Source organism: Paludisphaera sp. (genome assembly GCF_037189885.1).
Lineage (GTDB): Bacteria > Planctomycetota > Planctomycetia > Isosphaerales > Isosphaeraceae > Paludisphaera.
In genome coordinates this window covers 23,856-38,255 of the sequence record NZ_JBBCIR010000058.1, presented here as the reverse complement: position 1 = coordinate 38,255, position 14,400 = coordinate 23,856, and the positions used below count along the sequence as shown (strand labels likewise).

13 protein-coding genes are annotated in these 14,400 nt (G+C 72.3%); 3 read left to right on the top strand and 10 right to left on the bottom strand.

Translation table 11 applies throughout. The features are described from left to right. Window positions 1-31 precede the first annotated feature (31 nt). Complete coding sequence (locus tag WG209_RS16825; protein WP_337176235.1) at window positions 32-1,618, top strand: hypothetical protein; 1,587 nt, start codon at window positions 32-34, stop codon at window positions 1,616-1,618. Window positions 1,619-1,873: 255 nt separating this feature from the next. On the opposite strand, the gene gpmA is transcribed toward WG209_RS16825, so the two are convergent. The 3 genes from gpmA to WG209_RS16810 form a co-directional block, all read right to left on the bottom strand. Then, window positions 1,874-2,620 carry a 2,3-diphosphoglycerate-dependent phosphoglycerate mutase gene (gene gpmA, locus WG209_RS16820; protein ID WP_337176234.1) on the bottom strand — a complete coding sequence of 249 codons (747 nt, stop codon included), beginning with the start codon at window positions 2,618-2,620 and terminating at the stop codon, window positions 1,874-1,876. Between the two features lie 116 nt (window positions 2,621-2,736). Then, window positions 2,737-2,991, bottom strand: coding sequence for a PEP-CTERM sorting domain-containing protein (locus WG209_RS16815; RefSeq protein WP_337176233.1), 255 nt, complete (start codon window positions 2,989-2,991; stop codon window positions 2,737-2,739). Between the two features lie 5 nt (window positions 2,992-2,996). Further along, a complete protein-coding gene (locus WG209_RS16810) occupies window positions 2,997-3,428 on the bottom strand; it encodes a hypothetical protein (protein ID WP_337176232.1) in 432 nt (143 codons plus the stop codon). Window positions 3,429-3,925: 497 nt separating this feature from the next. On the opposite strand from WG209_RS16810, the gene WG209_RS16805 reads away from it, so the two are divergent. After that, window positions 3,926-5,767 carry a glycoside hydrolase family 15 protein gene (locus WG209_RS16805; RefSeq protein WP_337176231.1) on the top strand — a complete coding sequence of 614 codons (1,842 nt, stop codon included), beginning with the start codon at window positions 3,926-3,928 and terminating at the stop codon, window positions 5,765-5,767. A gap of 20 nt (window positions 5,768-5,787) precedes the next feature. On the opposite strand, the gene WG209_RS16800 is transcribed toward WG209_RS16805, so the two are convergent. The 7 genes from WG209_RS16800 to WG209_RS16770 all read right to left on the bottom strand — a co-directional run bounded on the left by WG209_RS16800 (window position 5,788) and on the right by WG209_RS16770 (window position 13,127). Then, window positions 5,788-6,003 carry a hypothetical protein gene (locus WG209_RS16800; protein ID WP_337176230.1) on the bottom strand — a complete coding sequence of 72 codons (216 nt, stop codon included), beginning with the start codon at window positions 6,001-6,003 and terminating at the stop codon, window positions 5,788-5,790. Window positions 6,004-6,233: 230 nt separating this feature from the next. Beyond that, window positions 6,234-6,461: a hypothetical protein gene (locus tag WG209_RS16795; protein WP_337176229.1), complete on the bottom strand. Its 228-nt coding sequence runs from the start codon at window positions 6,459-6,461 to the stop codon at window positions 6,234-6,236. 182 nt (window positions 6,462-6,643) lie between these two features. Then, on the bottom strand, window positions 6,644-8,887 hold the full coding sequence (locus tag WG209_RS16790) for a heavy metal translocating P-type ATPase (protein WP_337176228.1): 2,244 nt from the start codon (window positions 8,885-8,887) through the stop codon (window positions 6,644-6,646). A gap of 290 nt (window positions 8,888-9,177) precedes the next feature. Then, window positions 9,178-9,387: a heavy metal-associated domain-containing protein gene (locus tag WG209_RS16785; RefSeq protein WP_337176227.1), complete on the bottom strand. Its 210-nt coding sequence runs from the start codon at window positions 9,385-9,387 to the stop codon at window positions 9,178-9,180. A 14-nt stretch (window positions 9,388-9,401) separates the two neighbouring features. Beyond that, on the bottom strand, window positions 9,402-9,695 hold the full coding sequence (locus WG209_RS16780) for a metal-sensitive transcriptional regulator (protein ID WP_337176226.1): 294 nt from the start codon (window positions 9,693-9,695) through the stop codon (window positions 9,402-9,404). A gap of 74 nt (window positions 9,696-9,769) precedes the next feature. Next, the gene (locus WG209_RS16775) at window positions 9,770-11,578 is read right to left on the bottom strand and encodes an AI-2E family transporter (protein WP_337176225.1); all 1,809 of its coding nucleotides are present in this window, start codon (window positions 11,576-11,578) and stop codon (window positions 9,770-9,772) included. 85 nt (window positions 11,579-11,663) lie between these two features. After that, window positions 11,664-13,127 (bottom strand): sigma-54 dependent transcriptional regulator, encoded by a 1,464-nt coding sequence (locus WG209_RS16770; protein WP_337176224.1) that lies wholly within the window; start codon window positions 13,125-13,127, stop codon window positions 11,664-11,666. A 178-nt stretch (window positions 13,128-13,305) separates the two neighbouring features. Between WG209_RS16770 and WG209_RS16765 the strand changes: the two genes are divergently transcribed. After that, window positions 13,306-14,394 carry an ATP-binding protein gene (locus tag WG209_RS16765; protein ID WP_337176223.1) on the top strand — a complete coding sequence of 363 codons (1,089 nt, stop codon included), beginning with the start codon at window positions 13,306-13,308 and terminating at the stop codon, window positions 14,392-14,394. The last annotated feature ends 6 nt before the right edge of the window (window positions 14,395-14,400 follow it).

The window sequence follows — 14,400 nt, the reverse complement described above, 5'->3', positions numbered from 1 at the left end:
CTTCGCCGCGATGAGGCGCGGAGGCTCGACGATGAGGTCGTGGCGGCGGTTCGACGGGGCGATCGTGGCGCTGGTCGCGGCGGCGGCGATGCTCTCGCAGGCCGACATGGACGCGCCGCCGAGGGGGGACGGCGCGGGGTACGCGGTCCTGGCCCGATCGCTGCTGGAGGGGGAGGGGTATCGGGCGATCGACCACCCCGACGAGCCCCGGCACGCGCACTTCCCCCCCGGATATCCGGCGCTGCTGGCGGCGGTCTGGGGCGCGACGGGGGTCTCCCCGCGCTCGGCCCGCGTGGCGTCGATCGTCTGCAACGTCGGCGCGACGGTCGCCGCGTGGTTGTGGTTCCGCGCGATGTACTCGCGGCGGTCGTCGCTGATGCTCGGGCTGGCCCTGGCGGTCAACTGGTCGTGGGACAGGGCGGGGGTGGGCATCCGGTCGGAGCCGCTGTTCCACCTGCTGGGATGGCTGGCCGTGCTGGCGGCGGCCTCGCGACGGCCGCGCGGGGCCTGGCGACGTGGCGCCCTCGTGGGGCTCACGCTGGGGGCGGCGTGCCTGACGCGGCAGGCGGGGCTGGCGCTGGCGGCGGCGATGGCGGTCGAGCTGGGCTCGCGGGGGAATCGCCGGGCGCTGGCGGGGGCGGCCGTGGCGTTCGCGACGACGCTCGCGCCCTGGCTCGCCTGGTCGGCCCAGGTGGCCCGGGAGGAGCCCTCGCGCACCCAGGCGGGCCTGTTGTGGCGGGCGGTCGACGACCTCCCCGCGACCTTGCCGCGTCAGTCGCTCTTCTACATGGAGCGGATCCCGGATCAGTTGACGGCCCCGGTGGTGGAGGTGGCGACGGTCTTCGCGCGGTCGCCGGCGCTGCGGTGGGGGGCGACGGCGTGGGCGGCGGTCGTCTCGACGGTCGTGCTGCTCGGCCTGGTGTCGACGCTGCGCGACCGTAGGCGACGGCTCGCGGGGCTGGTCGCCCTGTCGACGCTGGGGATGCTGCTCTCCTGGCCGTATACCGAGGCCGGCCGGTTCCTGGTCCCGCTGCTCCCCGCGCTGATCGTCGGCGCGGTCGAGGGGATGGCGGCGATCGGGCGTCGGCTCGGATTGCGCCGGCGGGGGGCGCGACGGATGGCGACGCTCCTGGTCCTCGTCGCGACGGTCCCCTACGCGGCCACGTCGATCGCCACGTCGGGGCGTCGCGCCCGCGCCGAGCGCCAGCCCGACCTGGACGCCGCGTGCGCCTGGCTGCGCTCGGCGCCGCGGCGTGGACCCGTCCTCACCCGTCATCCCGGCGAGGTCTTCCTGCGGTCCGGCCGCAAGGCGCTCGAGGTCGCGACCGCGGAGCGCCCCGGCGACCTCGACGCCGACCCCGACGACGTGGCCGCGACGATCCGCCGGCATGGCGTCGGTTACATATTGATCGACGCCGACCCATACCTGAACGCGGCGCCATCGCCTCTGGAGCGCTACGTCGCCGAGCGCCCCGAGGACGCGCGCCAGGTGGCGACGTTCGGCAAGACGCGGGTGTACGAGGTGGGGGGCAATTCCCCCCGGGACGGCGGCCGGAGGTCCTGGAGGCATCCGTGGATCAGGCCCCCCTGGGAGCGGGTGGCCCGGTGGGGAGAGTGAGCGCCGCGCCCATCCCGAGGGACTCGGGACGGCGACGGTCTTCCCCCCTGGTGGGGGAAGACAGACTCCGAAGGAGTCAGATGAGGGGGAGCTTGCCCGGGGAGCGCCGGTGTTCGGGACAAGGCCCGGGCTGTCGGCCGGCGGAGGGCCCTTCCGAATTCGCAAGTCGTCTCGCTCGTCCCCCCCTCATCCGGCCCTTCGGGCCACCTTCCCCCACCAGGGGGGAAGGGCGTTGTGATTTGCGTCGACGGCCCCTTACTTCGCCTTGCCCTGGGCGGCGACGGCGGCGGCCTTTTTGGCGATCTCGTCCTGGTCGCCGAGGTAGTAGTGCTTGATCGGCCTGAGGTCGTCGTCCAGCTCGTAGACGAGGGGGACGCCGGTGGGGATGTTCAGGCCGACGATCTCCTCGTCGGAGATGTTGTCCAGGTACTTCACCAGGGCGCGCAGGCTGTTGCCGTGGGCGGCGATGATGACGTTCTTGCCGGACTTGATCGCCGGGGCGATGGTGTCGTTCCAGTAGGGGACGACGCGCTCGACGGTGTCCTTGAGGCACTCCGTCTTCGGCAGCTCGGCGGCGGTCAGGCCCTTGTAGCGGGGGTCGGCGCCGGGGTAGCGGTCGTCGGTCTCCTCCAGGGCCGGGGGCGGGGTGTCGTAGCTGCGGCGCCAGACGAGGACCTGCTCGTCGCCGTACTTGGCGGCGGTCTGGGCCTTGTTCAGCCCCTGGAGCGCCCCGTAGTGGCGCTCGTTGAGCTTCCACGACTTGACGACCGGGATCCACATGAGGTCCAGCTCGTCGAGCGTCATCCAGAGGGTGCGGATGGCCCGCTTGAGGACCGAGGTGAAGGCGACGTCGAAGGTGAAGCCCTCGGCCTTGAGCGCCTCGCCGGCCCGCTTGGCCTCGACCCTGCCCTGCTCCGACAGGTCGACGTCGTACCAGCCGGTGAACAGGTTCTCCTTGTTCCAGATGCTCTCGCCGTGGCGCAAAAGGACGATCTTCGGCATCATTGCTCCTCGCTTGGGGATCCCGCGGCATGGGCCGCATGGGCCCATTGTCCCCGCCGCCCGGCCGGGAGTCCAGGCGAACGGCGGGCGAGCGAGCATCGGCCGTGGAGGCGGCGTCAGCCGTCGGACGCGCGGACGGAAGACCGGGGAGCGGGGGCCTTGCCCCGCCCGACCGCCCCGCGCCACGTCCGGGACCCCAGCCCCATCGCCGCGCCGAGGAGGGCCAGCGTGAGCGTCGACGGCTCGGGGACCGGTGCCGCCTGGAACGTCGCCGGCCCCTCCTCGACGCCGTCGGCGAAGCTGTAGGAGAGTTCGCCCGCCCCCCCGGCCAGGGGGATGATGAAGGGCGTCCCGCCCCCCCATGAGACCACGCCGCTCAAGGTCGCCGGCGTGGGGGCGTCGGGAGAGAACGGGGCGCTCGTCGAGACGAAGAATTTGGAGAACCCGCCGTCCGAGTTGAAGGGCGTCGCGGACAGCCCGGCCTGGTAGACCCCCCCTGGACGCCCAGGACGACGTAGAGCGACGCCCCGGGGGCGCTCTGGTAGGCGCCGTGCCCCTCGATCTCGAAGGAGACGTCCGCGAGATAGCCCCCGGAGCCCTCGTCGGGATCCAGGTCCGCCGTCGAGTCGAATCGGGCCCGATAGGTGACGAGCGCCTCGGCCCCCAGCGCGACGCCCCCGATGGTCGAATTCGCCCCCAGGATCTCCGTGCCCTCGAAGATCAAGATCTCGGCCTTGGCCTCGCCCGGGCCGGCGACCGCCATCGCGAGCAGGGCCAGCCCCGACAGAATCCGCCAGGATCGTCGCATCGTTCGCTCCTCCGCTCGATGGACTCCTCCGGGCCGGTACACTCGCCGATCCGGCCGAGCCCCCTCCGGGTCAGATCCGACCTGGGCCGACGCGAACGCGGGGCGATCGACGGGGTGCCCCCGCGACCATGGCCCGACCCGCGGCCGCCGCCGAGCATCGCCGCCGACTGTCAGCGCCGGAGATTTCCCGTCCGAGGTAGGGCCGCGCGGTCGAGAGCCGATCCTGCCCGACAAGAAATCGCATGCTGAACAAAGTCGGTTAAGAGCATCATAAACGTGTCGGTTGCGGCGCGGTTTGTGAGTTTCGTGATGCCACGAGGGGAATGCAAGGGGCAATTCGAGAATAAGCGGTTTAACCGGCGAAGTCGCCCGCGTGTCCGGGTCGCGCCGCCCGACCAACGGTCATTCATCCAATGGATGCTTATCTTCGACATTCCCCGTCGGGCGGGCCGGCGCGTGGTTTGCTGAGCGTCACCCACGCACCGAGGAGGGACGCGATGGGGTATCGACCGATCGAAGATTACGGGCTCATCGGGGACATGCGCACGGCGGCCCTCGTGGGGATGGACGGGTCGATCGACTGGCTATGCTATCCGCGGTTCGACTCGCCGAGCGTCTTCGGCTCGATCCTGGACGACGCGAAGGGGGGCTCGTTCCGCGTCGCGCCCAGCTGCCCGCACGCGGCGCGCAAGCAGCTCTACTGGCCCGACACGAACATCCTGCTGACGCGGTTCATGTCCGACGACGCGGTCGCCGAGGTCACGGACTTCATGCCGGTCGGCCACGGCGAGGGCCACGGCGACGACGGCAACGGGCATGATCCCGGCACCCCCTCGCTGGTGCGCATGGTCCACGCGATCCGGGGGGAGATGCCGTTCCGGCTCGAATGCATGCCGGCCTTCGACTACGCCCGCGCCCGCCACGAGACGCGGGTCGAGGGGGCGTCGGCGGTCTTCGAGGGGCCCGAGTTCTCGATCGAGCTGGCCGGGTCGGCGCTGCTGACGGCCCACGACGACGGCGTCGCGGCCGACTTCACGCTCAAGCCGGGCGAGACGGCCGTCTTCATCCTGCGCGAGCCCAGGGGCGACGCGTTCGGGACGGCCGAGGCGACCAGGATGTTCGAGGCCACGCTCGAATACTGGCGGCGCTGGGTGTCCGCCTGCGCCTACTCCGGCCGCTGGCGCGAGATCGTCCGGCGGTCGGCCCTGGCGCTGAAGCTGCTGACCTACGAGCCGACCGGCGCGATCGTCGCGGCGCCGACGTGCGGCCTGCCGGAGCAGCTCGGCGGCGGGCGGAACTGGGACTATCGCTACACCTGGATCCGCGACGCCGCGTTCACCGTCTACGCCCTGATGCGGATCGGCTTCACCGACGAGGCGGGCCGGTTCGTCAACTGGATCGAACAACGCTGCCACGAGACCCACGGCGAGACGCCGCTCCAGGTGGTCTACGGCATCGACGGCCGCCACGACCTGACGGAAATCGAGCTGGGCCACCTGGACGGCTACCGGGGCTCGCGGCCGGTGCGGATCGGCAACGGCGCCGCCGGGCAGCTCCAGCTCGACCTGTACGGCGAGCTGATGGACGCCGTCTACATCTACGACAAGCACGGCGTCCCCATCTCCTACGACCTGTGGATCGACCTGGCCCGCATCACCGAGTACGTCTGCGACAACTGGCACCGGAAGGACGAGGGGATCTGGGAGGTGCGCAGCGGCCGTAGGCACTTCGTCTCCTCGAAGCTCATGTGCTGGGTCGCCATCGACCGCGCCCTGCGCATCGCCGACAAGCGGTCGCTGCCGGCCGACCGCGCGCGCTGGATCAAGGCCCGCGACGACATCTATGAGGACCTGATGGCCAACGGCTGGGACGCGGGGCGCGAGGCGTTCGCGCAGTCGTATGGCGACGACGCGCTCGACGCCTCGGCGCTGATCATGCCGCTGGTCGGCTTCGTCTCGCCGAACGACCCCCGGATGCTGGCCACGATCAAGGCGATGCTACGCCCGGTGGAGGAGGGGGGGCTGTCCTACGACAGCCTGATCTTCCGCTACGACCCCTCGCGGAGCCCCGACGGCCTGGAGGGGGAGGAAGGCGCGTTCAACATGTGCTCGTTCTGGATGGTGGAGGCGCTCGCCCTGGCCGGCAAGTCCGACCCGAAGCTCCTGCGCCAGGCCCGGGTGAAGTTCGAACACATGCTCGCCAACGCCAGCCACCTGGGCCTCTACGCCGAGGAGACCGGCTCGCGCGGCGAGGGCCTCGGGAACTTCCCCCAGGCCTTCACCCACATCGCGCTCATCGGGGCCGCCGTGAACCTGGACCGCGCGCTGGGGCCGGGGTAGGAGGGCGCTCGCTCGCGGTGTTAGGCGAAGTCCCGGGGGGTCGACTCCTTGATCTCGACGATGATGTCATCGAGCGTCATCGTCCCGGGCAAGGCGTCACGCTCGGCGGTGTAGTTCCCGGAACCGGTCGTGAACTGGTTGATGAACCGGAGCGTGTCGGCCGGGCCCAACTCGCGGGAGAGGATCTCGATGGCCCGCGCCGTGATCTCGGCGAGCGGCTTCGTGTCCGCGGTCATGACAACGGTGACTCCTGTTCCGTCGCCTCGGATCGGCCGACATGGCATCTGGCGCCCCGGCCCTCCTCTCGTGGGAGAAGGTGCCCCGGAGGGGTGGATGAGGGGGTCGGCGCGCGACCGAAGGCCGGCGGGGTTCCCCTCATCCGGCCTTCGGCCACCTCCCACGAGGGGAGAAGGTACGCTCGGCGATGGCAAGCGGTAGGCCCGAATGCCATCACAAAGCGGATCGATCACGGGTTCACGGCGTCGGAGGCGCGATCGGCGGCGTTGTCGACGGCGGCGCCGGCCTTCTCGGCGGGGCCGCGGGGGTCGAGGGCGTTCACGGCGTTGTCCGCGGCGCGGTCGATCCGCTCGCCGGCGCGCTCGGCCGGGCCCTCGCGCTCGCAGCCGACGTTCAGGGCGACCAGCGGGGCCAGCAGCATGCCCAGGGCGGCGAGCTTAGCGGTTCGGGTCTTCATCGTGATTCATCCTCGTGGATCGCGGGCGACCGGGCCTCGGGGACGCCCCCGGGGTCGTCGCTCTCGCGGGAGGGTTAACGCAAACGCCGTTCCTTCGCCGGCCCGAAGAAGAACCAGGCGATGAAGGCCGCGAGCGCGATCCCGCCAGCCGTCACCAGGACCCGCGCCGTATCCATGGGCGATCACTCCCGAGTTTGATGGATGGTCGAGCCCCGCAGGCGCAGGGCGTTGCCGACGACGCTGACGCTGGAGAGGGCCATGGCCGCCGAGGCGAGGATCGGGCTGAGCATCCGGCCCGCGAAGGGGTAGAGCGCCCCGGCGGCGATCGGGATGCCGATCACGTTGTAGGCGAACGCGAAGAAGAGGTTCTGCCGGACCGTCCGCATCGTGGCGCGGGACAGCTCGATGGCGTCGGGGACGCCGTGCAGGTCGCCGCGGACGAGGGTCACGTCGGCCGCCTCGATGGCCACGTCGGTCCCGGCGCCCATCGCAATGCCCACGTCGGCCCGGGCCAGCGCGGGGGCGTCGTTGATGCCGTCGCCCACCATCGCCACCACGCGGCCCCCCTCCTGGATCGAGCGGACGGCGTCGGCCTTGTCGGCCGGGAGGACCTCGGCGATGACGCGGTCGATGCCCACCTCGTCGGCCACGGCGCGGGCCACGCGCCCGGAGTCGCCGGTGAGCATGACGACTTCCATGCCCAGGTCGTGGAGCCGTCGGATCGCGTCGCGCGCCGTCGGCTTGACCCGGTCGCCCACGGCGATCGCGCCGGCGTGGGCCCCGTCGACGGCGACGTGGGCGACGGTGGCGACGACCTCGGGGAGCGTCGATTCGTCCGGCTCGACGCCGCAGCCGCGGAGGAGCCTGGCGTTGCCGACCAGGACGCGGCGGCCCTCGACGACGGCCTCGATCCCGTGGCCGGCGATCGCGCGGAAGTCGGTCGCGTCGGCGAGCGTCAGCCCGCGCGCCGTCGCCTCGCGGACCATCGCGGCGCCGAGCGGGTGCTCCGACCCGCGCTCGGCCGACGCGGCCAGCCGCAACACTTCGTCCTCCGAGAACCCCGCGGAAGGGGCGACGGCGGCGACGGTGGGCTTGCCCTCGGTGACGGTGCCGGTCTTGTCCAGGACCACGACCTCGACGCGGCGCGCCCGCTCCAGGGCCTCGCCCCCCTTGATGAGGATGCCGGCCTGGGCCCCCCGGCCGGTGCCGACCATGATGGCCGTGGGCGTGGCGAGCCCCAGGGCGCAGGGGCAGGCGATGATGAGCACCGCCACCGACGCGAGCGTCGCCCGCGCCAGCCTGGTCTCGGCCGGGGCGAGGTTGAACCAGGCGACGAACGTGAGGACCGCCAGCACGAGCACGACCGGGACGAACACCCCGGCGACGGAGTCCACCAGGCGCTGGATGGGCGCCTTCGATCCCTGCGCCTGCTCCACCATGCGGACGATCTGGCGCAGGACGGTGTCGGCGCCCACCTTCGTGGCGCGGAGGCGGAACGAGCCGGTGGTGTTGAGCGTGCCCCCCACGACCGGGTCTCCGGGGGCCTTCTCGCGCGGCATCGGCTCGCCGGTGAGCATGCTCTCGTCCACGTTGGACGAGCCGTCCTCGACCTCGCCGTCGACGGGGATCTTCTCGCCGGGGCGCACGACGACCAGGTCGCCGACGCGCACGTCGTCGATCGGCGTCTCCGTCTCGCGGCCCTCGCGGACGACGCGGGCGGTCTTCGGGCTCAGCCCCATCAGCGCCTCGACGGCGCCGTGGGTCCGCGCCGTGGCTCGGGCCTGGAGGAGGTTCCCCAGCAGGATCAGCGTGACGATCGACGCGGCGACCTCGTAATAGACCCCGTCGTGCGCCCCGCCCCCGACGGAGGCGAACCAGCCGGGGGAGAGCGTGGCGGCGAGGCTGTACAGGTAGGCCGACAGCGAGCCGATGGCCACGAGCGTGTTCATGTCGGCCGCGCGCCATCTCGCCGCTTGGTAGGCGGCGACGAGGAAGTCGCGCCCGCACCAGAAGACGACGGGGGTCGCCAGGGCGAGTTCCGCCCAGGCCCGGCCGGGGAAGTCGAAGGCGTGCTCCAGCCCCGGGATCAGGTGCCCGGCCATCGCGACGAACACCAGCGGCGCCGTGAGGGCCGCCGCGACGATGAAGCGGACCCGCAACGCGCGGTATTCGGCCTCGCGCGCCTCGCTCGCGGCGTCCTCGCCCGAGTCCGGCAGCAGGGCGTCGAAGCCCTGGTCCTGGACCACGGCCTTGAGATCCTTCGGCGTGACGACGGCGGGGTCGAACGTCACCGTGGCCCGCGCGGAAGCGAAGTTCACCCCGGCGTTCGCCACGCCGGGCGCCGCCCCGAGCGCCCGCTCGATCCGGCCGGCGCACGCGGCGCAGTGCATGCCGACCACCGGCATGTCGAGCGTCGTCTGGGACACGGAGGGACCTCCTGATCGACGTTGGAGAGCATGGTCGGAGACGCTCTTCCCCCCTGGTGGGGGAAGACAGACCGCGAAGCGGTCAGATGAGGGGGGGCTCGCCCACGGGGTGCCGGACTTCGGGACACGGCCCAGGCTGACGGTCCCGGAAGACCCCTTCGAATCGCGACGGTTGCGTCGCTCGTCCCCCCCTCATCCGGCCCTCCGGGCCACCTTCCCCCTCCAGGGGGGAAGGCCGTTAGGATCTCCGCTCGGTGGCGTCGGGTAGGGGGGAGGTTTCCATCCCTCACTCACTCCGCCGGGAATCCGGCGGCGGTCAGGGCGCGGGCGACCTCGGCGCGGTCGAGGGCGGGGTCGTGGGCGATGGTCACGGTCTTGCCGGGGATGTCGAAGCGGGCCTCGCCGAAGCCGGGGAGCTTCGACAGGGCGGCGCGGACCGAGCCGGCGCAGCCCTCGCACTCGACGTTCTGGATCTTCAACGTGGTCTCGGCGCGAGACATGGCGTCCTCCTCGATCACTTCAGGAACCGTGACAGGACCGACCGGACCTCGGCCAGCAAATCGTCCTGGGTCATGGGCTTCGCGTGCTCGTGCTCGCCGCCCGAGCCGTGGCCCATGACGCACGACTCCAGGTGGCGCGTCAGCAGTTCCACGCCCAGGGCGTCCAGCGCCGAGCGCGCCGCGGCGATCTGGTTGAGGACCTCCACGCAGTAGCGGTCCTCCTCCAGCATCCGCCGCACGCCGGCGACCTGGCCGGCGATCCGGCTCGCCCTCGCCAGCATCTTCTTCTTGCCGTCCTCGTCCGCCATCGGCCCCCCTTCCGATCGCATTGTATACCCCCGGGGGGTATGGGTCAATCGGCGGGGGGCGTGGCGAGGCGGGGTCAGGCCCGGGCGGGCTCGGAGGCGGTGGCCGCGGGGGCGGCGGATTCCCCCTTGTTGAGGATGGCGGCGCGGGCGGTGGCGAGGGAGACGACGACGTGGTTCGCGGCCACGGGCTTGATGCGATCGACGACCTGGGGGATCTCGGCGTCGTGGTCCCAGTAGGCGAAGGTCAGCACGGCGCGGGGGAACCGGGCGCCCAGCCGCTTGGCGAGGTAGCGGGAGCGGGTCAGGCCGACGGGGGGGAGGTGCGAGATCAGGATCATCGAGGGATCCATCGAGTCGATCTTATCGGCGATCCGCAGCGACGACCCGCTGGCGGAGACGACGGTGATCCGGACCCCCGAGGGTTGCAGCAGCATGTTGAGCATGCGGAGGATCAGCGCGTCGGCGCCGCCGCCGGTCGCGACGCCGACCAGGGAGCGGCCCTCGCCGTCGGAGGGGGCTGGCGCCAGGCGGTCGGGGGCGGGGGCCGGCGGGGTCATCACGACGTCGTCGCGCTCGGCGATGTCGTCGAGCCAGTCGCGGATGGCGCGCCAGATGAAGGCGACGTCGCGGCCGTCGACGTTGCGTCGGGCGCGATCGTACTCGGCGCGGGAGAGGGTCGGGATGATGATCTGGTCGCAGACCTCCTCGAAGGAGCGCTCGGCCAGGGCCTCGTCCAGCAGCGCGAGCGCGCCGTCGAGGTCGTGGCTGATGACGCGCTGGTACCAGCGGAGTTCGTCGGCCACGGCGACGTCATGGCTCAGGAGCGTCCCCAGGGAGCGCAGGCCGGGGATGTGGCGGCCGGCGACCGCCAGGCAGACCGTCATCACGTTGGCCAGGAGCAACCCCAGCGGACCCCAGAGCCAGGCCCAGAACAGGGCGGAGACGAGCAGGCCGGCCGGCGAGATCCCGGTCGACTTGCCGTAGATCAGCGGCTCGACCGCGTTGACCACCACCTCGGCCCCGGCGAAGAGGGCCAGCACCAGCGCGGGCTGGGTCCAGCCGGGGAAGGCGGCGATCGAGATCATCATCGGCAGCGAGAACGACAGGACGGTCCCCAGGTACGGGATGAAGCGGAGCAGGGCGGCCAGCACCCCCCACAGGGCGGGGGAAGGGAGGCCGATGGCCCAGCATCCCAGGCCGATCACGGCGCCGAAGCCGGTGTTCACCATGGCCAGCGCCAGCAGGTAATTCCCCAGGCTGGAGCCGATCTGCGAGAGCGTCTTGGTGGTCACGCCGACCTGGCCGCGGCCGACCAGCTGGATGAGCTTGTCGAGGATGGCGTCGCGCTCCAGGAGGATGAACACCAGGAGGAGCAGCACGACGCCCGAGAGGGCCATGACCGACTCGAACGGGCCGAAGAAGGCGTCGACCCGCTCCCAGAGGTTGTTCTCGCGGACGATCCGCACGGGCATCGGGATCTCGCGCGCGGGCTCCTCGGGCTCCGTGGGGGCGCCGAGGGTCTGCGCGGCGTCGAGCACCCTGTCGACGGTGGAGTCGTCGGAGGGCTGGAGGTTGGCCATCTTCTCGCGGATCGCCCGGGCGTAGGTGGGGGCGTCGCGGGCGAGGCTGGTGACCTGGCGGCCGACGACGTAGCCGGTGGCGGCGGCGATCCCCGTCGCGACCAGGAGCACGGAGACGACGGCCAGGACGCGCGGGAGCCCCCGGCGCTCCAGGCGGCCGACGATCGGCGACAGGAGGAAGGCCAGGAGGATCGCCAGGGCCAGCGGCTTGAGGACCTCGGCGGCGACGGACATCGCGAGGATGACCGTCCCGCCGATCAGGAGCACGCGGAGCAGGCGAGCGGTGGCGAGGTCGATATTCATGGCGCGGATCCCGGGGGCCGGGACGAGTACCCCTCGCCCTCGGATCCCGGGCATAAGCAATACCGGCGCCGCGACGGCCGCGAGCCTACTTCGGCTTGTAGGCGGCGGTGTCGATCTTGTACTGGGCGATCTTGGCCGAGATGCTGCGGCGGGAGAGCCCGCTGAGCTTGGCGCAGCGGCCGACGTGGCCGCGGCACCGGCGCAGGGCCCGGCGGAGGTAGCGCTCCTCGAACGCCGAGGTCAGCTCGCCGAGCTGCTCGGCCAGGGGGCGGGAGATGTCGACGCGGAGCGAGCCGCGGCGGCCCTTGCCGGCGAGGACCTCGCCGGGGAGGTTCTCGGGCCTGATCTCGCCGTCGCGGGCGGTGACGCAGGCCCGCTCCATGGCGTTCTCCAGCTGGCGGATGTTCCCCGGCCAGGAGAAGGCCAGCAGCCGCTCCATCGCCGCCTGGGAGATGGTCGCGGCGTTCTGCCCGGGGCGGGCGTACTTCTGGGCGAAGTAGGCGGCGAGGATGGGGATGTCCTCGGGCCGCTGCCGCAGGGGGGGGAGCTCGATCCGCACGACGTTGAGGCGGTAGTACAGGTCCTCGCGGAACTTGTTCTCCTTGACCGCCTTCTCCAGGCTGCGGTTCGTCGCCCCGATGACCCGGACGTCGACGTCGACCGGCTGGTTGCCGCCGACGCGCTCGAACCGGCGCTCCTGGAGGACGCGCAGGAGCTTGACCTGCATCGAGGCCGGGATGTCGGCCACCTCGTCCAGGAACAGGGTCCCGCCGTGGGCGTTCTCGAACCGCCCCTTGCGCTGGCCGGCGGCCCCGGTGAACGAGCCCTTCTCGTGGCCGAACAGCTCGGACTCCAGCAGGGTCTCCGACAGGGCCGCGCAGTTGATGGGGACGAAGGGGCCCTTGCGGTGCTCGGCCGAGGCCTGGTGGATGGCGCGGGCGATCTGCTCCTTGCCGGTGCCGGTCTCCCCCTCGATGAGGACGGTGGTGGTGGTGTCGGCGATGTCGCCGATCAGCGCGAAGATGTCGTACATCCTCGGGCACTTGGAGAGGACGTTCCAGAAGCGGTGGCGCTCGCCGATCTGGGAGCGCAGCGCGGCCAGCTCGTCCTGGAGGATGCGCTCGCGGAGGGCGCGCTCGATGAGGAGGCAGAGGTGCTGGGGGTCCGGGGGCTTGGTGAGGAAGTCGTACGCGCCCATGCGCATGGCGTGGACGGCGTCGTCGATGCTGCCGTGGCCGGTGGTGACGATGACGGTGACGGGGAGCCGGCGGGCCTGGATCTCGGCCATCAGCTTCATGCCGTCGATCTTCGGCATGCGCAGGTCGGTGACGACGATGCTGTAGGGGCGCTCGTCGAGCAGCTTGAGCGCGGCGGCGCCGTCGGGGGCGAGGTCGACCTCGATGTCCAGCGCCATGCCCAGGAGCTGCCGGAATGAATTTCGCGTGTCCTCGTCGTCCTCCACGAGGAGGACGCGGCGGACGGGCTCGACGGGCGCGTGGGCGTCGTCTCGGGGGGCGTCCTTCGGCTGGTCGTCGTCGGCTGAAGTCACGCGGTTGGCTCCGCTCCGGGGGTGTCCGATGGGGCCGCCGGCGCGGGGCGCGCGGCGAGATCCTATACTACCAAATTCTCGCGCGGCGAGTCGCTTCGGCGGGGAGGGGGCGTGGAACGGGGTTTGCTGCCCCGTCTACCTCGCGGATGAGTGTGGCCATGAATCGAAGAGACGGCGCATGACGACCGTGGCAAGGAGCGACGACCGGGGGGACGGAGAGCCGGCCTTGGGGTGGGCCGAGGCCGCCCCGGTCGCGCTGATCGAGGCGACGGCCGGGGGGCGGGCGACGGCCTGCAACGACCGTTGGCGGGACTTCGCCGGGCTAGGCCCCGGGGGGCCGCCGGAGGGCCTGGCCGAGCGGCTCCACCCCGAGGACGCCCCCGCCTGGCTCCGGTCCCTGGCCGACGGGGCCCCCTTCGAGGCCGATTGCCGGCTCCGCGGCGGCGACGGCCGGCACCGCTGGTTCCGGATCCGGGTCGCCCCGCGCCGCGACGCCGCCGGCGAGGTCTCCTCGTGGGTGGCGGCCTGCTCCGACGTCGACGACCTGGTCCGGGCGCGAGACGACCTGCGGCGGGCCTGCGCCGACCTGGAGCAGTTCGCGAGCATCGCGGCCCACGACCTCCAGGAGCCGCTGCGCAAGGTCCAGGCGTTCGGCGAGCGGCTGGCCGCGCGGTGCGGGCCGCTGCTGGACGAGCGCGGGCGCGACTACCTGGCCCGGATGTTCGCGGCGGTCGCCCGCCTTCGCGGGCTGATCCGGGACGTGCTGGCGTACTCCCGGGCCGAGGCCCCCTGTCGCCCGACGCCGCGGGTCGACCTGTCGGCCGTCGCCGCGGAGGTGGTGGACGACCTGGCCGAGGCGATCGAGCGGAGCGGCGGCGTGGTCGAGGTGGGCCCCCTCCCCACGGCCCGCGCCGACCCCGCCCAGATGCGGCAGCTCCTCCAGAACCTGATCGCCAACTCCCTGAAGTTCGCCCGCCCCGGCGAGCCCCCACGGGTGCGCGTCTCCGGGCGCGTCGACCCGGGGGGGGCGTGCGCGATCGAGGTCGCCGACGACGGCCTCGGCTTCGAGCCGGGGGACGCCGAGCGGATCTTCGAACCCTTCCGCCGGCTCCACGGCCGCGGCGAGCGCGAGGGCTCCGGGATGGGCCTGGCGATCTGCCGCCGGATCGCGGAGCGGCACGGCGGCTCCATCACGGCCGAGGGAGCGCCCGGCGCGGGCGCCGTGTTCCGCGTCTCCATCCCCGACGACCCGACCTCGACCCGTTGAAAGGGG

Coding starts and splice junctions, on each gene's coding strand:
- WG209_RS16825 (WP_337176235.1), top strand. CDS start 32: ATGAGGTCGTGGCGGCGGTTCGACGGGGCGATCGTGGCGCTGGTCGCG.
- gpmA (WP_337176234.1), bottom strand. CDS start 2,620: ATGCCGAAGATCGTCCTTTTGCGCCACGGCGAGAGCATCTGGAACAAG.
- WG209_RS16810 (WP_337176232.1), bottom strand. CDS start 3,428: ATGCGACGATCCTGGCGGATTCTGTCGGGGCTGGCCCTGCTCGCGATG.
- WG209_RS16805 (WP_337176231.1), top strand. CDS start 3,926: ATGGGGTATCGACCGATCGAAGATTACGGGCTCATCGGGGACATGCGC.
- WG209_RS16800 (WP_337176230.1), bottom strand. CDS start 6,003: ATGACCGCGGACACGAAGCCGCTCGCCGAGATCACGGCGCGGGCCATC.
- WG209_RS16795 (WP_337176229.1), bottom strand. CDS start 6,461: ATGAAGACCCGAACCGCTAAGCTCGCCGCCCTGGGCATGCTGCTGGCC.
- WG209_RS16785 (WP_337176227.1), bottom strand. CDS start 9,387: ATGTCTCGCGCCGAGACCACGTTGAAGATCCAGAACGTCGAGTGCGAG.
- WG209_RS16780 (WP_337176226.1), bottom strand. CDS start 9,695: ATGGCGGACGAGGACGGCAAGAAGAAGATGCTGGCGAGGGCGAGCCGG.
- WG209_RS16775 (WP_337176225.1), bottom strand. CDS start 11,578: ATGAATATCGACCTCGCCACCGCTCGCCTGCTCCGCGTGCTCCTGATC.
- WG209_RS16765 (WP_337176223.1), top strand. CDS start 13,306: ATGACGACCGTGGCAAGGAGCGACGACCGGGGGGACGGAGAGCCGGCC.